This window comes from Sphingosinicella rhizophila (genome assembly GCF_032378825.1).
GTDB lineage: Bacteria > Pseudomonadota > Alphaproteobacteria > Sphingomonadales > Sphingomonadaceae > Allosphingosinicella > Allosphingosinicella rhizophila.
The window spans coordinates 278562-299306 of sequence record NZ_JAVUPU010000001.1 but is presented as its reverse complement, the minus strand read 5'-3'; the positions used below and the strand labels follow the sequence as shown (position 1 = coordinate 299306).

Genomic DNA, 20745 nt, shown 5'->3' with positions numbered 1-20745 from the left:
ATTCATTCATAGCGCCCCGTGACAATGCTTGTATTTGCGGCCCGATCCGCAGGGACAGGGGGCGTTGCGACTTACCTGGGTCGGGTCCACCGCAGAGGCCTCGGGCGGCATAAGGGGCCGCGCCGCCTGCAATGGCGGCAAGCGAGAGAGCACCGCGCCGGTCTCTGCGTCGATATCGGCGCTGTCGTCGTCTCCGGTCATCGGGTCGATATGATGAGTGATGAAGTCCGGCAGTTCCGGCAATTCCGGTAGCTCGGGGAAATCCGGCGGTGCCACATTGAACTGGGCAAATGCCAGAGTGCGGGTGACGTCTTCGCGGATTGCAGCGAGCATCCGCTCGAACTGGGCGAATGCCTCATGCTTATATTCATCGATCGGCTTGCGTTGCGCATAAGCCCGCAGGTGGATCACTTGACGCAGTGCGTCGAGCATCGCCAGATGCTCTTTCCAGTGATGGTCCAGCGACTGGAGAAGGACGCTTTTCTCGACCTGGATATAGGATTCGGGCGGAAGCTGTTCGACCTTCTCGGCGATTTGGGCGTCGGCCAGGGTCTGGACCCGCTCCACCAACATTTCCGGATCGACCGCTTCTTCCTGCAGCCAATCGTCGATTGGGGGCTGCAATCCGAACACCTCTTCGATGCGCGTCTTGAGAAGCGGCACGTTCCATTGTTCCGGATAGGTGTTGGGCGGACAGGCTTCGCCGACGATCGTGTTCACCGTCTCGGCGCGCATATCCTCGACCACGTCCCCGATCGTCTCGGCATCCATGATGTCGGAGCGCTGCTCGTAAATGACCTTGCGCTGGTCGTTCATCACGTCGTCATATTCGACGACCTGCTTGCGGATGTCGTAGTTGCGCGCCTCGACCTTCTTCTGCGCGGTCTCGATCGCCTTGGAGATCCAGGGGCTGATGATCGCCTCCCCATCCTCCAGATTCTTGTTCATCATTCGTGCGAACATGGTCTGCGGACCGAAGATGCGCAGCAAATCGTCATCGAGGCTGAGATAGAAACGGCTGAGGCCGGGATCGCCCTGACGGCCGGACCGGCCCCGCAACTGATTGTCTATGCGGCGGCTTTCGTGCCGCTCGGTGCCGAGCACGAACAGCCCGCCGGCGGCAAGCACCCGATTCTTCTCTTCCGATACTTCCTGCTTGATACGCTCGATCGCCTTGTCCCGCTCCGGCCCTTCCTCCATTTGGGAAAGTTCGTCCGCGATGCGGAAATCGACATTGCCGCCAAGCTGGATGTCGGTGCCGCGGCCCGCCATGTTGGTGGCGATGGTAACGGCGCCCAGCCGGCCCGCCTGGGCAACGATGTGCGCCTCCTGCTCGTGATTGCGGGCGTTCAGCACTTCATGGCCAACGCCTTGGCGGGTGAGGTATTCCGAAAGCAGCTCCGACTTTTCGATGGAAACCGTGCCGACCAAAACGGGTTGGCCGATGGCCTGCTTCTCACCGATCGACTTGGTGATGGCGGCGAACTTGTCATCCTGGTTCTTGTAGAATTCGTCATCCTCGTCGATCCGCTGCGCGGGGACGTTGGTGGGTATGGTCACGACATTCATCTTGTAGATGTCGTAGAATTCGGGCGCCTCCGTGGCGGCGGTCCCGGTCATGCCGCCCAGCTTCGGATATAGGCGGAAATAATTCTGGAAGGTGATGGAAGCCAGCGTCTGGTTCTCCGGCTCGATGTCCACTCCTTCCTTGGCTTCCACCGCCTGATGCAAGCCGTCGGACCAGCGTCGGCCCTCCATCATACGGCCGGTGAACTCGTCGATGATGACGACCTTGCCGTCCTTGACGATGTAATCCGTGTCGCGCTTGAAGATGACATTGGCGCGCAGCGCCTGATTGAGATGGTGGACCACCACCGTATTTTCGTAATCGTAGAGGTTGGATCCCACGAGCAGGCCGGCATCCTCGAGCAGACGCTCCATCTTTTCCGTACCGTCTTCGGTCAGGACTACCGATTTCTGCTTCTCGTCGACGTCATAGTCCTCGGGCGCAAGGCCCTTCACGATGGCGTCGACCGACATGTACAGTTCCGACTTGTCGTCGGTCGGGCCGGAAATGATCAGGGGGGTCCGGGCTTCGTCGATCAAGATCGAATCCACCTCGTCGATGATGGCGAAATTGAACGGGCGCTGCGTCATGTTCGCGCGCTCATATTTCATATTGTCGCGCAGATAATCGAAGCCGAACTCGTTGTTCGTGCCGTAAGTGATGTCAGACGCATAGGCTTCGCGGCGCTGATGATCGGTGAGATTGGGCACGATCACGCCGACGGTCATGCCCAGGAAGCGATAGATCTGTCCCATCCAGTCCGCGTCGCGGCGGGCCAGATAGTCGTTGACGGTGACGACATGGACGCCCTTGCCCTCGAGGGCATTCAGATAGGTCGCCAGTGTCGCCACGAGGGTCTTGCCTTCGCCCGTCCGCATTTCGGCGATTTCGCCCCTGTGAAGAACGATACCGCCGATCATCTGCACGTCGTAATGACGCTGACCCAACACGCGCGATGCCGCTTCCCGAACTGTGGCAAAAGCTTCGGGCAGAAGATCGTTGAGTTCTTCGCCCTGGGTCAGCCTTTCCCGGAACAGCATCGTCTGGTTTCTGAGCTCGTCGTCGGTCATGGCCGAGACGCTTGGTTCGAAGCCGTTTACGCGATCGACGATCTTGGAGAGGGAGCGGACGTAACGGTCGTTGGACGATCCGAAAATGGCCTTGGCAAATCCGCCAATCATGGGCGTTCCTGTCGTAAAAATATCATCTGCTTGTTCATGCGACCGGGAAGCCGCCCCCGCAGAAAAGGCTACCCCTTGAAACAAATCTTCGAAGGGAGTCCTTTGCAGCCGGCGATGTAGGGTTGAGGGTGATCCAAGTCAATTGACGCGGACGCCAGCTCGAATTGGCCCCAGCCGCATGATCAGGGCCATGGCAGGCGGGTGCGCGTGTGGCGCCATCCGCTATGAACTTCGGCGCCCTCCCTTCGATGCAGGCTATTGCCATTGCCGCATCTGCCAGTTCAATTCCGGCGCCATCCTCGATTTCGTCCCGATACACGTGGCTTGGAAGGAACCGAACCGCCGGTTTGATCAGCCGGTCGCCGCCTTCGGCTCCGAGCCGGCGAGTTGGCTTTCCAGCCAGCTCTGCAACGCACTTTTTGGCGCAGCGCCCACCTTCGTGGCCGCTGGTTCGCCATTCTTGAACAGGATCATGGTGGGAATGCCGCGGACACCGTAACGAGCGGGCGCGTCGGGATTGTCGTCGATGTTGAGCTTTGCCACGGTCACCTTGTCGCCCAGTTCATCGCTGATCTCTTCCAGGGCAGGAGCGATCATCCGGCATGGTCCGCACCATTCGGCCCAGAAATCCACGAGAACGGGTCCGGAAGCACCCAAGACATCATCTTGGAAAGAGGCGTCGGTGATGGATTTCGTGGCCATGACAATCTCCTGAACAGCTGAACCATGATGTAGGAAGCTTGCAGCCGTTGCTCAACCATCCATCTGCAGGGGCGTATATCGAGCGAGCAGATCGGCCGGAAGAGCGTAAAGAGCGGGCACTGCCGTGTAGAGCAAGGCCGCTTCGATCCTGCGGCCCGGGAATATGATCTTCAGCGCCTCGCTATAAGCGGCCATCTGGCGAAGATGGGCTGCAGGTATGTCCGTCAGGCCTTCCGGTGCCCTCCGGCCCGTCTTGAAGTCGGCGACAAGGATTCGTTCCGACGTCACCAGCAGACGATCGACAGTGCCCGAAATCACGATCCCCTCCCCTATCACAGCTGCGATCGGTGCCTCGGCGAGCGCGGTGGGACCGAACAGGTCTGCAAAGCGGGGATCGGCGATGATTCCGCAGGCGTCGCGTACCAGCGCGTGGCGCGCGGCGGCATCGGCGATGCCAGCGGACCGTTCCAGCCAGCGATCGGCCAGCGTGGCGCGATCCTGTTCCGGTGCGCCGGGGAGTCGTTCGAACAACTGGTGAAGCAATTTTCCCCGCAAGGCCGCTGCCCTGAGCGCCGGAGATGGCGGCGGATCCACGGTTTCATCCTCGCCCAACGAGGACGGCGCGAGCGGACGTGGCGGCCGGGATTCGACAGGCGCCGCCTGGCGCAGCCACTCAGGAATCGCGACTGGATCGGAGGCGGGCCGTGGAGCAGCCTGACCGGAGACCGCCGGGTCTCCCAGAATGCGGGCCTTGCCCCAAAAAGGATCCTCGCGCAGATCCGCGCCGAGGCCCGCGAGGGACAGGTCGAGCGCCATGTACCAGCTTGACGGCGGCGGTCCTCTCTTGTCGGCGGGGCCCAGCGATCCTCCGATATAGAGACGCTCTTCCGCGCGGGTGAGGCCGACATAGAGAAGACGCCAATGCTCCTCTCGATCAAGCCGGTCCTGCGCCTCGATCTGCGAGCGGAGCGGCTCGGCCAACTCGTCCTTGCGCGGGCGGAAGACGGGAATTTCGGGGCCATTGGCGTTCAGCCGAAAGCTGGCGGCGGTGCCACGCGTGCGTTCGGGATCGGCGCAGGCGTCGGCGAGGATCAGTACCGGCGACTGCAGCCCCTTGGAGCCGTGGACCGTCATGACGCGAACCGCGTCCAGCGGGGCCGAAGGATCGCGGACGATCTCGACATCGCCGCGCGCGAACCAGTCGAGGAAATGTTGGAGCGACGGCCCTGCCGCAGTGTCGAATTCGAGGGCGCTGGCCAATAATTCCTCGATCGGGTCACGCGCCTCCGGGCCTAATCGCTCGAGCAATTTACGACGCCCGTCAAGCGGGCCCGAAAGGATCGTCTCCAGGAATTGGTGAGGCGTCGCATAGTCCGCCATGGCCAGGAGTGCGTGGAGGCCCTCCAGCGTCTTAGGGGGAACGCCACCAGCACGGAGCCGCGGCCAGAGCCAGCCCTCGCGCTCGTGTGCGCATTCGAATAGATCGTCCTGGCTCCATCCGAACAGAGGGGAAACGAGCAAGGCGGCCAGGTTGAGATCGTCGAGCGGCTGAACGGCGAAGCGGGCCGCGGCAAGCAGGTCCTGAACGGCCAGAGGGGCTGCCAGAAGCAGTCGATCGACTCCTGCAACGGGGACGTTTTCCGCATGGAGGCGCGCGACGATCAGTGATGCGAGGGTCGAGCGCCGCCGGACAAGGATAAGGATATCCTCCGGTCGCACCTGCCTTTTCTTGCTCTCCAGCCAGAAGGGCTGGTCCAGCCAGTGGCGTATCTGCCGGGCGAGCTTGCCGGCATAGCGACGCACAGTATCGCTGATCCAGCCTTCCTCGCCAGGCTCGTCCTCGGCGGAAGCGGCATCGTCGGAATATGGCTGCCAGAGGGTTACGGACCCGGGCCGGCGGGTATGAAAGGTCAGATGGCGGTTGGCGGCGCGGGGAAGTCCCAGCGCTTCATGGCCGAGATCCTCGATCAGCCGGTCGACAAGCTGCAGGATCGGCGGCGATGATCGAAAGCTCCGGTCCATCGACAAATCCAGAAAATCATGGCCGACCGCCTCCGCTTCGCGGTTGAACCAGGCGCGCGCCACCTCGAATGAAGCGGGATTGGTGCCCTGGAAACCGAAAATCGCCTGTTTGAAGTCGCCCACCGTGAAGATTGTCCGCGGCCCATATGACGCACCCTCGCCGGCAAAATATTCGAGGGCCAGCGCCCGGACGATGTTCCACTGCCGTTCGTTGGTGTCCTGAGCCTCGTCGACGAGGATATGATCGGTCGCCTGATCGAGCTTGTAGCGCACCCAATCTCCCATGCCGGGCCTCAGCAGCAGTTCCTCGGCCCAACGGATCAGATCGTCGAAGTCGGCAACTCCGTTCGCCCGTTTCGCTTCGCCATAAGCCGCGGCAAAGGACATGCCGGCGCGCAGGCCTGCCGCCAATGCCGCGACGAGCGATGCTTTGGTCCGCATCCGAAGCAGGTGTCGGCAGCATGAAGCTAGCCGGGCGGCATGGTCTCCATAATCGGGCGATACCTTGGCGAGCCCAGCCGCGATGGCTCTTTGATCGCCATCTTTCCTCAGCACGATCGAAGCGAGCGTCTCGAGCTGGGCTGCGCGGCCGGCGGCCTCACCGGCCCGCCAGGTCGCGATGATCTCACAGCAATTGAGGCCCGTCGTCGTTCCCCACGCGCGATTAGCTTTGGCGATCGCATCCAAAGCATCGATCACGAAGACCTGGTCCTCGCACATTTCGGCGATCGCCTGCTCGATATCGCCCGCCGGCAGTTCGAATGCGCGACGCAGCCGGCCCTCGACCTCCTCTTGCGGTCCCAGTGCCGTCATCGCCGCCGGCGCCCGCGCACAGGTCATGATGAAGCGTTCCGCGCCGGATTCTCCGAGGCGGTGGCTCAGCGACTGAAAGTCGCCAATCAGTCTCTGGTCTGCTTCTGCCCGGACAAGAAGTTCGGCGAGGGTCTGGCGTGCCAATGTCCGTTCCTCCCGGCCATCGAGAGGGCGAAAGCCGGGAACGAGGTCTGCTTCCGCCGGAAAGGCGGCGAGCAGACCTTGGGCAAAGGCGTGAATGGTCTGAATGCGAAGACCGCCGCCTGCCGCATCGAGAACACGGGCAAAAAGGGTGCGTGCCCGTTCCCGGCTGGCCGGGCTGACATCTTCGCCGAGCGCAGCGAGGTCGGCCGCCAATTTCCCATCCTCCAGCCGCACCCAATGGGCCAGACGTGCATGGATACGGTCTGCCATTTCGGCCGCACCGGCTTTGGTGAAGGTGAGGCAGAGAATCGCCGAGGGATCGGTGCCGGAAAGGAGCAGGCGGAGAACCCTTGCCGTCAGCACATGGGTCTTGCCGGTTCCCGCCGATGCCGAAAGCGCAGCATGACTTTGCGGCGACGAAGCGCGGAGCTGATCCCCTTCCAGTCGGGGCAGAGGTTTCAGCATCCGGGACATTCAGCAGCATCCCCTCGATAAGTCCAGGCAGGGGGCCACAATCGAGGCCCATGACTGTCGGATAGGACGCACCGGGTGTCCCGTCACGTCATCAAAAGCGGAAAAAAATCGCGCTGTTCCAGACGTGCTGCCGCCGCGACCCCAATGACCTTATCGGGCCTTTTCGACAATAGCATTGAGGTGATGGGCAAGGTCGGCCTGGCGGAATGGCTTAGTGAGCCGGGGAGTCTTCGGATCGAGATTCGAATAATCGGCATAACCGGTGATGAGCAGGATTGGCATTCCAGGATCGAGCCCCTCGATTTGTCTGGTCAATTCCGCGCCGTTCATTCTGGGCATCATATAATCCGTGACGACTGCGTCGAAATCCGTGGTCCGGCCCAGCACCTCCAGCGCCTCGACACCGTTGCTCGCTTCGGTGACATGATGGCCGAGATCGCGCAGCATCTCCGCCGTCCCGGTTCGAACCAGCTCCTCGTCATCCACGAGCAGAATGCGAAGCGGCCTGCCTGCGGCCGCGACGGCGGCGGCAACCGGGGTCGGCGGGGCAGCCTGTGCACGTTCGGCGGCGGGCAGCCAGAGGTCGGCTCGCGTCCCCTCCCCCGGCGTGCTCGACAATTCCAGATCTCCACCAAGTTGCCCTGCCAAACCGTGGATCATCGACAAACCGAGGCCGGTTCCCTTGCCGATGCCCTTGGTTGAAAAAAAAGGCTCGATAGCGCGGCGCAGGATATCCTGATTCATCCCGATGCCTGTGTCGATGACCGACAAGCGTAGATAAGTCCCGGGATTGAGCTTCGGCGATTCATCCGGCCCGATCATCGCCCGGTCCAGTTCTATGGTGAGTGAGCCTCCATCCGGCATGGCATCGCGGGCATTGACGCAGAGGTTGAGAATGGCCAGCTCCAATTGGTTCGGGTCCACCATTGCCGACGGCAAGTCAGGACTTTGCGACACCTGCAATTCGATCGTGGGCCCGATGGAGCTGGCAATCAGTTCGCGCATGCCCTCGACAAGGGCGGCAACGTCAGACGCGCAGGTCTGCAAAGCCTGCCGGCGTGCGAATCCAAGCAGGCGCTGAACCAGGGTTTTGGCGCGATCCGCCGATTGCAGGGCGCCTGCAATCAGCCGGGCCTCGCGCTCGTCGCCATCGCCATATTTCCTTTGCAGCAGGTCCAGCACGCCAGTGATCGGGGTCAGCAGATTGTTGAAATCGTGGGCGACGCCCCCGGTCAGCTGCCCCAGCGTCTCCAGCTTTTGCGCTTCATGAAGCTGGGCCAGCGCCGCTTCGCGTTCGGCGGTGCGCTGTTCGACCCGTCGTTCGAGTTCGGAGGCGCGCTCTTCCAAGGCCGCCTCGGCGTCGCGCTGCGTCTGGATATCGGTCGCCGTGCCCAGCCACCGGACAATTTGACCGTCCGTGTCTCGCACGGCCTGACTCCGCGCTAAAAAAGGGCGATATTTTCCGTCCTTCCCCAACAGCGGAAACACCATTTCGAAAGGCTGTCCGGTTTCCAGCGAAACCGCCCATTTTTCCACAATCTCCGGAAGCAACTTCGGATCATGGATTCTTTGCCAGCCGCCATCGCGCATGTCTTCGGGAGCGGTGCCGGTATAATCGTACATCTGCTGGTTGTACCAGTAGACGTGACCGTCGGGTTGGGCGATCCAGCAGATGGCCGGGATCGAATTGGCCAGGGAGCGGAACTGGGCTTCGCTTTCATGAAGCGTCTCAAGTCTCGTTCTCGCTTCATATTGCCGCCGTCGTGCGCGCAGGGATGATCGGGCGATACTGACAAGGGTCGTCGGGTGGAATGGCCGTTCGAGAAAAGTGACGTTGCCCAGCAATTCCAGATAGCGCGCAGCGGTAGGGTTACGCTCCAGTCCGCCGCCGCGGCTGGTGAGGAGGATGAAGGGCATGTCGGACCATTCCGGCTGCCTGCCGAGCCAGGCGGACAGGCCTGTCACGTTCGCAGTGCGCAGCGCCTCTTCCGTTATCACAGCGAAGCCGGCCCCTCGTTCCAGCTCCGTGGTCAGTTCGTCGACGGAAGCGCAGACATGTGAAGCCACCCCGATTTCCGCGAGCATGGACGTCGCCACCGCGGCGTCTCTGCCGAGCGGCGTAAGGATCAGCGCCCGTTCCGATAGTTGCCATGTCACTCCGACGGATCACCACGTGCTGCTGTTTCTTCGTTTCTCAATATCGGCACGCCTCGCAGGACACCATGGAAATTGATCAGCGGTTCACCAAGGGAAATACCGCGATGGTCGATTCGATATTCCCGGATCGTATCTTCGTGATGTCCGGTACGTTTCTTGACGACCGAGATCGCGCGGCGGACGCGACCCGGGGATTCGAAGTAGCGTAGCAGGATGACGGTGTCGGCGAGATAGGTGACATCGACCGGGGTCTTCATATCGCCGACCAGTCCGTGCTGCGCCACAGTCAGGAAAGTCGATGCGCCCTGACGGTTCAGATATTGGAGCAGTTCGTGCATGTGAAGGACGAGCGCCGATTCTTCCGGCATGGCTGACTGGTAGCCATTGAGACTGTCGACGACGACCGTGCGCGCGCCGAATGCTTCGACGCAGTTTCTGACCGTTTCTGAAAATTCTCCGGGGGTCATTTCCGCGGCGTCGACCTGGTGGATCAGAAGGTTACCGTCATCGGACATGGCCTGAAGATCGAACCCGATAGCTCGGGCGCGATCCAACAACAATCCGAGCTCCTCGTCGAATATGAACAAGGCCGCTCTTTCTCCGCGCCCCACCGCTGTGGCAATGAAGGTGAGAAGGAGGAGCGATTTACCGGTACCCGCGGGGCCAAGAACGAGTGTACTGGAGCCACGCTGAATGCCACCGCCAAGCAATGCATCCAATTGGGAATTGCCGCTGTTCATCGTCTCACGGCGAAAGTCGATCCTGTGCTCCGCTGAAACAAGGCGCGGAAAGGCGCGGACCCCGCCCGTATCGATCACGAAATCGTGATAGCCGCCACGAAACCGATGGCCGCGATACTTCACGATCCGCAGCCGCCGCCGTTCCGCGCCATAGATGGGCGCAAGCTCCTCCAGCCTGACGACGCCATGCGCGATCGAATGGACGGTTTTGTCGCCACTTTCGGTCGTCATGTCGTCGAGCATCAGGATCGTCGCGCCCTGCCGCGTAAAATATTGCTTCATGGCCAATATCTGCCGGCGGTAGCGAAGCGAGCTTTGGGCGAGCAGCCGAATTTCCGACAAGCTGTCCAGGACGACCCGGTCGGGATTGACGCGCATGATCGTCTCGAAAATGCGCTTCGTCGTCTCTCCAAGTTCAAGATCCGAAGAGTAAAGGAGGCTTTGTTGCTGGTCTTCATCCAACAGGTTATCGGGCGGGGCAAGCTCATAGATCTCGACATTCTCATCGAGCCTCCACCCGTGTGACGATGCGGTATCGCGCAGCTCAAGCTCGTTTTCGGACAGGGTGATGTAGAGGCCCCGCTCGCCGCGGGCGGCACCCTCCATCAGGAACTGCATGCCGATCGTCGTCTTGCCGGTGCCCGGCGCGCCTTCCAGCAGGAACACGCGTTCCCGCGTCAGTCCTCCAGCCAGGATATCGTCCAGGCCGGCGACGCCGGTCGCCGCGAATTCCCTAGGTCTTGTTTCAATCACGCAGCGCCTCTCCTTCGCTCTTCGTCCAACCCATGGCCGCGGCCTCCAGCCCGCTGCTCGGTCAGGCGAACAGACTGGTCGCGCCATAAGCCAGCGCGGCGATCAACGCCGCAGCCGGAAGAGTAATGATCCATGCGATGACGATGTTCCCGGCGACCCCCCACCGCACGGCTGACGCGCGTCGCGCCGCGCCGACGCCGACGATGCAGCCGGTGATCGTGTGGGTAGTGGAGACCGGGATACCGAGCCATGTTGCCGAGAAGAGCATGATCGCGCCCCCGCTTTCGGCACAGAATCCTTGTGCGGGAGTCAGGCGCGTGATCTTCGATCCCATCGTGCGAACGATGCGCCAGCCGCCCATCAATGTGCCAAGTCCCATCGCAGCCTGACAGGTGATGATCACCCAGAAGGGCACGTAAAAGTCTCCACCCAGCATCCCCTGGGAGTATAACAGGACAGCAATGATCCCCATCGTCTTCTGGGCATCGTTGCCGCCATGGCCGAGCGAATAGAGGGCGGCCGATACCAATTGGAGGCGGCGGAACGTGCGGTCCGCCGTCTGGGCGGCGACGCGGGAGAACAGCCAGGAAATGAGGAACACCAGCAACAGCGCGAGCAGCATGCCCAAAGTAGGGGACAGGAAGATGGCAACGGCGGTTTTGATAACGCCGGACCAGACGACGGCGGTGAGGCCCGCCTTGGTGATACCGGCGCCCAGAAGACCGCCGATCAGGGCATGGCTGCTCGACGACGGTATGCCCAGGGCCCAGGTAATGACGTTCCAGCTGATCGCGCCCACCAATGCGGCGAAGATCACGGAGGCATTGACGATGTCTGCGTCGACGATGCCTTTGCCGATCGTTTCCGCAACATGGGTGCCGAAGAAGAGAAAGGCGATGAAGTTGAAGAAAGCGGCCCACACGACTGCATATTGCGGTCTAAGGACCCTCGTCGAAACCACCGTGGCGATGGAATTGGCCGCGTCGTGCAGGCCATTCAGGAAATCGAACAGCAAGGCCACGCCGATAAGGGCGACGAGCAACGGATAGGCGAGATTTGCGTCCACTGGGTCAGGCGTGGTCGATCACGATGCCCTGAATCTCGTTCGCGACGTCTTCGAAGCGATCGAGCAGCCGCTCGAGATGGCTGTAAATCTCACGGCGAACGATGAACTCCATGGCATCCGTGTTCCGCTTGGCGAGGAACAGTTCCTTGAGGCCCGCCTCATGAAGATGATCGGCGTCCTCCTCGAAATGGACGATGCGCTCGGTCAGACTGTCCAGCTGGCTGTGATTGCGGCCGACGGAACGCAGGAGCGGCACCGCTTCCATGACCAGCCGTGCTGCCTGCTCCGCAAGCCCGCTCATCTCGCGCATCTCCGGTTCGAAGGTCTGGACCTCGAACAGTGTGATGGCCTTGGCTGTCTTTTGCATTTCGTCGATCGCATCGTCCATCGAGGAAATAAGTCCGGTAATGGCGCTGCGGTCGAACGGCGTGATGAAGGTGCGGCGGACGGCGTGAAGCACGTCGCGGGTGATATCGTCGGCTTGCTGTTCCAGGTCGGCGATCTTCAGGCATGCGGCCTCTATGCTCTCCGTACCAGCCAACATCCGGCCCATCACTTCGGCCCCGGCCACCAGGATCTCCGCATGGCTCGAAAACATGTCGAAGAAGCGCGTCTCCTTCGGCATGATCGCATGAAAGAGCTTCAGCATCCGATTCCCCCGTTGCGGGGGCGAGCCATAACAAGGGGTTGGTGATCCGACCAGCCGCTTGCCGTCACTGACGAGTCCGAGGATGAGGCGACGAAGTGCAGGCTCATCGACAAGCTCTGCCGCCGCCTCCGGCGGGAACCAGTCGCGACTTCGCTCCTGCATTTCGGGCCAAATTTCTGCCTCGCTCGTCACGAGAAGCGGAAAGACATGGACGTCGGCATGATCGACCGAGCCGTCCTTCCGCCTTTTACGATAGTGGTAACGGCCAAGCATCGTCGCTTCCACGGATCCATGGACTCCCCCTTCTTCGAAGGCTTCACGGGCCGCTGCCTCATGCGGAAGGAGCCCTCGCATCGGGTTGCCTCTCGGAATGACCCATCGGCCCGTGTCACGGGAGGTAATCAGGAGGATTCGAAGCCTTTCCTCGGCAATCCGGTAGGCAATGGCTCCATATTGCGTGATCAAGCGTCTGTTTCCTGTCTCTCCACTTGGAACGGGCGATGGACGATGGAGTTGCACCGTCCGCGTCTCCGATGATTCGATCAAGCCGAACGTGAAGCTTTATCGAGGAGGCGATCCCCGGTGTCTTGCGCGACAGGGCTTCTCTCCCATATCGAGCGAATAGAGTCTCGTCCCGGAGAAAGCCTATGTCGCGTGAGCCTTCCTATCCTCAAGACGCCCCCATTGGCGTTGGCAAGAAAGCTGGCTCCGCCAAGAGCGGAACTCCGGAAGGCGCAAAGGCGGATCTTCCGCCCGATGCGGAAAAGGGCGACCCCAATCGCGCCAAACAGCTCATGACAGGAGCGGCGATCGGCATCGGTTCGGCGGCCATCGTCGCAGCCCTGCTCTACGCCAACCGGTCGAAGAGGAACGACAAGGGGAATTCCTAAGCTGTTCCTTGCCCAGTCGGGTGGATTTCCTTCAGTTCTGCTGTCCCTCAGTATCAGATCGCTCAACCATCGCGACCATACCATTCGTCCAGCCGCATCAGCTGATCATGCTCGCCATAAGGCGCATATTCCGGATGAAGCTTCGCTGTGAATGGCTCGTTTCCGGTCAGCCAGCGATTGGCCGCAGCGATGAAATTGCGTGCTGCCAAGCTCGTGAAATCGGCCGCGTCCAACCCATTCTTGCCGGTGGGGCTTGCGACATGACCGAGCCTGCCGGCTTTCTTGGCGAGCGACCAATATTCGAAACCGACGGGACTACCGTCGACACCTTCGAAGCCCCCGCGCTCGGCGATGAGGCCGAGCAGTCCAAGTTGCATTGAATAGCCTTCTGCAATTGCTTTCGGGCCCGGCGGCGTACCGGTCTTGTAGTCGAGGATGACGAGACCGCCATCGACGCGTCGGTCGATCCGGTCTGCCCGGCCGTGAAGCCGAATTCCGGCAACGTCGATGGCTCCTTTCACCTCGGCTTTCAAAGGCCGTCGTCCATCCTGCGCGTTCCGCTCGACCTCCGAAGCAATCCATTCGATCGCTTCCAGCAGCCTCGGCTGCCAAAGGGCTCGGAGCAGTGGGTGCGCCGCCGTCCGCGCCAGCAAAGCTTCCGCCCGGGGACGAAGCCTGGCCGGATCGCAATCATCCTCTTTCATCCAGGATTCCAGTATCGCATGCACTGCGGTGCCGCGCCATGCCGGGCTTGGATCGGCATCGATCGCCTCGAGCGCCGAGAGACGGAGCATTTGGCGGGCGTAGAATGCGTAAGGATCGGCCTTCAGCCTGTCGACGTCAGTGACTGAAATGGTCCCGGGACGAAGCGCCTTGGGCGGTGAAGGTTCAGGGCGCTTGGCAGGGTGGTGGCACGTCGGCCGATCCAGCGCCATCGCCCATTTCCTATGGTACAGGGAGCGGGTGAGTCCTCCGGTCATTGCCTCCAGACGCAGCCAGAAGCGCGAGGCGATTGCCGGGGCTCGGGCATCTCGCCGCGCGCGAGTGACGATCACTTGCCTTCCGCCAAGACCGGTCGCGAAGTCATGCGCGCTAAGTCCGATCCGGCGCTCGAGGGAGGGAAGACCAAGTTCATGACGGATACGTGGCGCAAGCCAGGGGTCTGGTGTAGGCAATTGGGGCCATGTACCTTCGTTGAGTCCAGCGAGGATCATCAGGTCGGCATGCTGGAGCCGCGCCTCCAGCAATCCCCAGATAAACAATCGCGGATGCTGCCCGTAAGGCGGACGTATTGCGACATTGGCCATTAGTTGGTCGAGCATTGGCGCGAGGCTGGCGCGCGCAAGTCGGTCCGGTCCATGTCGGGCAGCCGCCTCCATATCGGCGAAGAGCCTGGCGGCTTCGCGCCCGGCCTGACCGCCCCAGGCCTCCTCTCCGGTAAGCCTTGAGACCGCTTCGCGAAGCGCCGCCAGCAGGGTTGCCGGGTCTGCTCGATCGCTACGAAACGTTTCTTCGAACGGGCGCAGCAGGGGCACCACCTCCCGCCACCAGCTGGCGGCGCGCTCGCGAAGGTCGCGGTCGCGCCCGCTTCGGTCCGCAAGATGCTCCGTTATGCCCGCGAGACCGGCCGGCGGTCGAGGGCCACGGAGGGCGAGATCGAGCATCCTGGCTCCCTCCAGCCATTGGAGTCGATTGTCCCCTTTTCGCACCAAGGGGTGCTTGAGCACGGCGAGCAAGGATATCGGAGCGAATTGCTCGGCACCTGCCGATGCCAGCGCCAGGAGCAAGGTACCAGGCGGAGTCTGCGAAAGCGGACGCCCGGCACTGTCGTCGGCTTCGATCCCCCATCGGCGCAGATGGGCGGAGACGCGCCGCGCAAGCCCCCGGTCGGGCGTGACCAGGGCCGCGGTCCGGCCTTCCTCCTCAAGCGCTTCCCGAAGCGCGATGGCGATGGTTTGCGCCTCTTCCGCAGGGTCGGCCAACTCCATGGCCCGAACGCCGGTCAGCCGCCGCTCCGCAGGCGGCAGAACGGCCCATTTCGCGGTATCCGCCGCGGCCTTCATCGCATTGGCGATCGCACGGCTGCGCACCGCTGGTGCATCGCGGCCCCCGCCCCACCTCCAGCTTTCGACCTCCTTGCGACTGACGCCCATGCGATCCAGCAGCAGCTTGAGATTGAATTGGGGATGTGTTTCGATGGATCTCTCGCGACGGCCGGTTTCCGGATCTCGCTCGTGCGGCCCAAGTCTTTCCCACTCATCTTCCGGCATATCCAAGTCGAGTGCCGGAAGGACGACCATCCCATCGGGCAGCCGCGAGACGGTCCGGAGCAGCCGAGCCACGGCGGGCGCCGCGGCGGTGATGCCGGCTGCGGCGACGAAACCGGGTGGATGTTTCGTCCGCCAGGCTTGCGCCACGGATGCAAGGAGCCGATTCCGGCGATCGGCAAGGTCGATCGCCCCCCGCTTCCGGAGTATCCCCGGCCAGCGGTCCAGAATGACCGTCAGCCGTTCCAGCGATTTTTGCCAATGAAGCGAGAGGTCTGGAAGCTCGGCCGCAAAGTTGCGCAGCCGCAGTGGGTCGACCTCTTCGACAAGGAGCTGGTCGAGCGTGCGGGCAAGGTCTTGCGCGAGCCTAAGCGCTTCGGCCGCATCCATGTCGCCGCCTTGTTCCTGCACCAATCGAGCGAGCAGGAAGAGTCGCTCGACCGGTTCGATGGCAGGAGGAATATGGTCATCCTTCCCGATTCCGATCGGATCGAGCGCGCCGCCGATCCTTTCGTCCAGTTCGGGGTCGCCGACGGGAATCAGGCGCGGAAGCAGCAGTCCGGAACCGGAGCGCCGGACAAAGGCATCGGTAATGGCGCGGACGGCGCGATTGCTGGGAACCAGGAGCACGCCTTGGGCGAGCCCCATCTCCCCCTTGCCGTAGCGGGCGATCAGGCCTGCGGCGAGAGCGTCGGCGAAGGCGCGATGCGGATTGATCGTGTAGACTCGGGGCCTGACGGACATCTTTCCGTGTCCAGGGTCAGGACTGTCCAAGGATTTCCTCGGCCTTCTTTATGTTCGGCGGCGAACCCACGTCGAACCACAGACCCTGGTGGACGACCCCGAAGCAGCGGCCTTTTTCCATCGCCCGATCCCACAGGAGGTTGGTGGAAAAAGGGCCGGATGGGAGGTCGCCCTCCAAGAGTCGCTTCGAGACCATCTGAATGCCGGTGAACACATAAGGCGCGACCGTGCCCGGTTTCTTGCGGCGAAGGGCTCCGTCGGCGCCGAGATGGAAGTCGCCCTGTCCTGAATGGCAGTTGGCGCGCGCCAGTGGCACCAGCAGCAGGAGCGCATCCATGTGGCCGGCATCCCATTGCGCCGCCAGGAGCCGCAGGGAATCCATCGGGCCGTCGATCCAGAGATTGTCCGAATTCACCACGAGAAATGGATCGGCGTCAATGAGAGGCAGGGCCTTGACGAGACCGCCGCCCGTTTCGAGCAGTTGGTCTCGTTCGTCGGAGACGGTGATTTCGATGCCCTCGACTCGATTGGTGAGGTGGGCCTCAAGGGCGTCCGCAAGGTAATGGACATTGACCACGGCCTTTTTGACGCCGGCCGCACGCAACCTGTCCAGGGCATGGTCGAGCAGTGGCTTGCCGGCAACCTCGATCAGCGGTTTGGGCCTGGTCGCGGTAAGAGGCCGCATCCGCTTGCCCAGCCCCGCTGCGAGCACCATCGCCACGGCCGGCACCTGACCGCCCGGTTCCGGCCGAAGCGCTAGCGGAGTGCGGTAGCGGTTCATGTCGATATGTCTCCAGCCCAGGCGACCGCCCTGCTCTTCTCCGGTACGTTTGCTTCGAACCATGCCCGTACCGCCTGAAGTGCGGGGTGACGAAGATTGCGCTCCAGATATCCCCAGACGCGCGGCTGCAACGCCAGATAATGCGCCTTGCCGTCACGCTTCCACAACCGTGTGAAGATACCGAGAATCTTCGTGTTTCTCTGTGCACCCAATATTTCATAATGGGCCCGGAAACGCGTCAGATCGGTGACATTGGCACCGGCCGCGTAGTGGCCGATCATTTCCTCTTCCAGCGCGGGCGTCACGTCGCGTCGCGCGTCCTGAAGCAAGGAAACGAGGTCGTAAGCGGCATGGCCCGCAAGTGCGTCCTGATAGTCCAGCAGGCCGAGTTCGCGCCGGCCGGGAAGTACCATCAGATTGTCTGCATGATAATCGCGAAGGGCAAGGACTGGGTTTGCGTCGACCATGTCCAGGACGTCTGCCCAAGTTTGCTGCCAAGCGCGGACATAGGAACCCTGATCGACGTCCAGGGATAAAGCAGGCGCGTACCATTGGATGAAGAGGTCGACCTCGCGCGACATTGCCTCCTGATCGTAAGGCGGCAGATCGGCCGGCGCAGCCTGACTGGCCAGGCGGGTCAGGATGTCCACGGCCGACTGGTAGATTTCCCGTTCTCGCTGCGGTTCGCGCTGAAGCACTTTTCCCACTCGCTCGTCGCCGAAATCCTCCAGCAGGAGCAGGCCTGTGGCGCGATCGACGGCAAGAGGACGCGGCGGCGAAAAGCCGCGGTCGAGCAGATGATCGGTGACCTTCAGAAAAGGTCCAAGGTCCTCATGTTTGGGGGGCGCATCCATCAGCACTGCGGTCTCCCCGCCTTTATGCACCCGGAAATAGCGACGAAAGGAAGCATCCCCTGCCAACGGCCTTATGTCGGCGCCTGCCCAACCATGCGAAGCCAGGAATTCGGGGGCGGATTCGGGAGGAATCATCGGGGCGGCCATCTCGCTTCCCAAGCGGGCGGCACTCTGGCTGTCAAGAAGCGGCCTCCTTTCCCGTCTCGCCCGAGCGTCAGGCGCAGTGCGTCCGGCCATAGGTCGCGACCAAGCTGCTCCGGCCATTCGATCAGAAGCGCCGCCTCCGCTTTGGCTTCCTCGAGACCCAACTGGGCCAGTTCGGAAGGATCCTCGATCCGGTAGAGGTCGATGTGCCAGACCGGCACCTGCAGGTCGTCATAGGGCTGCACGATGGCAAAGGTCGGACTGGGCGCATCGCCATTGAGGCCAAGTCCCCGGAGGATGCCGCGGGCCAGCGTGGTCTTGCCGGCGCCGAGATCGCCATAGAGGGCCACCACATCGCCCTGGCGTAGCCGGTTTGCGATCATGCGGCCGAGCCGCTCCGTCGCCTGTTCGTCTTCGAGCAGCATCAGCGCTGACGGGGAAGCCGAAGCGTCACCGTCGTCCCTGCGCCAAGCTCCGATTGGAGGTCGATCCGCCCACCATGCGCCTCGACGAACTGCTTGGCGAGAGGCAATCCGAGGCCCAGCGCGGCTTCGTCCCGCTCGGTCTTGGCCGTACGATGGAAACGATCGAAAACCCGGGTCTGGTCGGCGGGAGCTATGCCCTGCCCATTGTCCGAAACCGTGATCTCGACCTCCTTTTCCGAGCCATCCGCATGGAGAAGGACGCGGCCGCCTTCCGGGGTGTAGACGCATGCGTTGTTCAGGACATTGCGGATCGCCTGACCAAGTCGGCGACGGTCGCCGATCATGCTTCCAACAGATGCTTTGATCTCGACCGCGAAATCGATTGATTTGCGGTCGGCATAGTCCCGTATCTCGCTGGCCGTTGCGGCACAGAGCTCGGCGAGATCGACTTCCTCCTCAGCCACGAGCAGCCCCCCCGTGTCGCTCTGGGTAAGGTCAAGGACATTGTCGATCAGGGCGCTTAGCCTGGAAACCGATTCCAGGATGGCGCTGACATAATCAGCCGCGGTCGGTGGGAGAGGCCCCGCATAGCCGCCCGACAGCATTTCGGCGAAGCCTGCGATGGAGGTGAGCGGCGTGCGCAACTCATAACTCATATTGGATACGAACGCCGTCTTCAGCCGGTCTGCATCCTCGAGCGCTTCGGTGCGCTCGCGCAAGGCGGCCTCGACGGTCCGGCTGGCGGTGATGTCCAGCATCGTGAAGAGTGCATTGCCGTCTGGCAGAGGTACGGCTGCAAATTCGAACTCGCGGCCATCGGTCAGGGAGACGCGGCCGCCACGCTGCTTCCGCTCCACCGTGGCGCTGCGGACCAGTTCGCGCACCAGGCTGGCATGATTGGGGTTCTTGAGCTTCTTTCCAATCAGGGGCGCCAATGCGTCGATGCGCGGATGGGCGGCGAGTTGCTCCTCGTCGAAATCCCACAAGAGCTGGAACCGGTTGTTCCATAGATTCAGCCGTCCGTCAGAAGCAAAGACGCCAACCGCTTCGAACAAATTGTCGAAGGTTGCGGTCCGGACGCGAAGTAACGTGTCGCGCGCGGAGGCAAGCTGGAGTTGCTCGGTCCGATCTTCGAATATGAGCAGAAGCCCCCCGTCCGGAAGCGGCTGCGCGACGACGCGGAGATGTTTTCCGCCTGGCAGCAGCCAATCTTCTTCCTCTGCAAGCAGCCTGCCCGTGAACCAGCGGTCGCGTTCGCGCTTCCAGTCCGGATAATCGCGCATCTCGGGCAAATTGCCCGCTTCGCGCATTGCATCGAGGAGGCGGTTGAATTCCGGACGGTCGGCCAGGAAATCGCTTCTCAGTGAAAAGGTCCGGGCAAAGGGCTGGTTGAAGAAGATAAGGCTGCGGTTGGGACCGAAATGGGCGACGCCGGCCGACAGTCTGTCGAGCATGTCGCGCTGCGCATCGATGAAGCGGGTCAGTTCGGCGCGGGCCTGCTCGCGATCTTCCACGTCGATCGCATAGCCGGCGACTCCGTTATCGCCGAGGGGAACCTCCACGACCCGCATCATGCGCCTTTCGCCGGCGATCGTGGCGGGAACGGTGCGTGCGGACGGCTCACCCTGTTCGCGGACGGCCGCCGCTTGGGCGATGGCGCTGCCTTCTCCCTCGTCGATAAGCTCGATCCCCGCCTGAATGACCGTAGCAGCATCGACGCTCTCGACGGCTTCGACATAAGCGCTGTTGACCATCGTCAGGCCGAGCTCGGGGCCACGGTGCCACATCGGAAACGGCGCAGCCTCGATGAGGCCCGACAACGCATCGAGAGCGACCGACAGACGCGCCGCCTTGCCCTTGAGGTTGGCAATATCCTCCTCTGTGTCGGTCGCGTCGAGCAGCCAGAGGAGGACTGTGCCCGCCCGATAAGGCGGTGGCGCAGGCGCGCCCCTGGCCTGAAGGATCCGGCTCGATCCCTGTGCACGTACGGCCAGAGTGAAGCTGCTTCCGGTGGCCGCGCTCGACGCGACGGCTTCCGTCAGGAGCATGAGATCGGATTGGGAGAGTCCGGATTCGTGCTGCGACAATTGCTCCAGTCGTTCCGGTATCTGTGTCAAACCCAGCAGATTTGCGGTGGCGAGAGACGTTTCGAACGTCCCGTCAGGCTGCACGAGGAGTGGCGTCACCGGCGCGGCTTCGAGCAAGGCCTCGGTGCGGGCAGCGCGGCTCGAATCCGTACGGCCCTTGCGCACTATGCCGTTGGCGCGGATCGTAAGCCAGACGGCAAGAACGAGCCACGCGCCGGCAAGCAGCCCGAGGATCATGGCCATGGCTGGAGCCTGTGAAATCAGCCCCCCTCCTTCCAGAATTGA

General features: G+C 62.3%; 13 protein-coding genes and 1 pseudogene. 2 read left to right on the top strand and 12 right to left on the bottom strand.

Annotated elements, in window-relative coordinates; translation table 11 throughout:
- Positions 1-6 precede the first annotated feature (6 nt).
- Positions 7-2748 carry a preprotein translocase subunit SecA gene (gene secA, locus RQX22_RS01380; protein WP_315722951.1) on the bottom strand — a complete coding sequence of 914 codons (2742 nt, stop codon included), beginning with the start codon at positions 2746-2748 and terminating at the stop codon, positions 7-9.
- A gap of 178 nt (positions 2749-2926) precedes the next feature.
- On the opposite strand from secA, the pseudogene RQX22_RS19390 reads away from it, so the two are divergent.
- Positions 2927-3037, top strand: a pseudogene (locus RQX22_RS19390) (GFA family protein); the annotation flags it as partial.
- 62 nt (positions 3038-3099) lie between these two features.
- Here the strand turns inward: RQX22_RS19390 and trxA are convergent.
- The 6 genes from trxA to RQX22_RS01350 all read right to left on the bottom strand — a co-directional run bounded on the left by trxA (position 3100) and on the right by RQX22_RS01350 (position 12787).
- Positions 3100-3450, bottom strand: coding sequence for a thioredoxin TrxA (trxA, locus tag RQX22_RS01375; RefSeq protein WP_315722950.1), 351 nt, complete (start codon positions 3448-3450; stop codon positions 3100-3102).
- A 51-nt stretch (positions 3451-3501) separates the two neighbouring features.
- Positions 3502-6894: a double-strand break repair helicase AddA gene (addA, locus tag RQX22_RS01370; protein ID WP_315722949.1), complete on the bottom strand. Its 3393-nt coding sequence runs from the start codon at positions 6892-6894 to the stop codon at positions 3502-3504.
- A 159-nt stretch (positions 6895-7053) separates the two neighbouring features.
- Positions 7054-9060, bottom strand: coding sequence for a hybrid sensor histidine kinase/response regulator (locus tag RQX22_RS01365; protein WP_315722947.1), 2007 nt, complete (start codon positions 9058-9060; stop codon positions 7054-7056).
- Entirely contained in the window at positions 9057-10553 is a 1497-nt protein-coding gene (locus tag RQX22_RS01360; protein ID WP_315722946.1) for an ATPase domain-containing protein, read from the bottom strand. Before RQX22_RS01360 ends, RQX22_RS01365 begins: the two co-directional genes overlap by 4 nt.
- 61 nt (positions 10554-10614) lie before the next feature.
- The gene (locus tag RQX22_RS01355) at positions 10615-11619 is read right to left on the bottom strand and encodes an inorganic phosphate transporter (protein WP_315722945.1); all 1005 of its coding nucleotides are present in this window, start codon (positions 11617-11619) and stop codon (positions 10615-10617) included.
- A 4-nt stretch (positions 11620-11623) separates the two neighbouring features.
- A complete protein-coding gene (locus RQX22_RS01350) occupies positions 11624-12787 on the bottom strand; it encodes a DUF47 family protein (RefSeq protein WP_410001586.1) in 1164 nt (387 codons plus the stop codon).
- A gap of 128 nt (positions 12788-12915) precedes the next feature.
- Between RQX22_RS01350 and RQX22_RS01345 the strand changes: the two genes are divergently transcribed.
- Entirely contained in the window at positions 12916-13158 is a 243-nt protein-coding gene (locus RQX22_RS01345) for a hypothetical protein (RefSeq protein WP_315722943.1), read from the top strand.
- Between the two features lie 62 nt (positions 13159-13220).
- Here RQX22_RS01345 and addB read toward each other — a convergent pair whose 3' ends face one another.
- From addB to RQX22_RS01320, 5 genes are read right to left on the bottom strand one after another with little or no spacing between them, the layout of a single operon-like run.
- Positions 13221-16169 (bottom strand): double-strand break repair protein AddB, encoded by a 2949-nt coding sequence (addB, locus tag RQX22_RS01340; protein ID WP_315722942.1) that lies wholly within the window; start codon positions 16167-16169, stop codon positions 13221-13223.
- A gap of 16 nt (positions 16170-16185) precedes the next feature.
- Positions 16186-16950: a nucleotidyltransferase family protein gene (locus tag RQX22_RS01335; protein WP_315722941.1), complete on the bottom strand. Its 765-nt coding sequence runs from the start codon at positions 16948-16950 to the stop codon at positions 16186-16188.
- Positions 16947-17951, bottom strand: coding sequence for an aminoglycoside phosphotransferase family protein (locus RQX22_RS01330; RefSeq protein ID WP_315722939.1), 1005 nt, complete (start codon positions 17949-17951; stop codon positions 16947-16949). Before RQX22_RS01330 ends, RQX22_RS01335 begins: the two co-directional genes overlap by 4 nt.
- Positions 17936-18373 carry a tRNA (adenosine(37)-N6)-threonylcarbamoyltransferase complex ATPase subunit type 1 TsaE gene (gene tsaE, locus RQX22_RS01325; protein ID WP_315722938.1) on the bottom strand — a complete coding sequence of 146 codons (438 nt, stop codon included), beginning with the start codon at positions 18371-18373 and terminating at the stop codon, positions 17936-17938. Before tsaE ends, RQX22_RS01330 begins: the two co-directional genes overlap by 16 nt.
- On the bottom strand, positions 18373-20703 hold the full coding sequence (locus RQX22_RS01320; RefSeq protein ID WP_315722936.1) for a sensor histidine kinase: 2331 nt from the start codon (positions 20701-20703) through the stop codon (positions 18373-18375). The genes tsaE and RQX22_RS01320 overlap by 1 nt, the downstream gene beginning before the upstream one ends.
- Between the last annotated feature and the right edge of the window lie 42 nt (positions 20704-20745).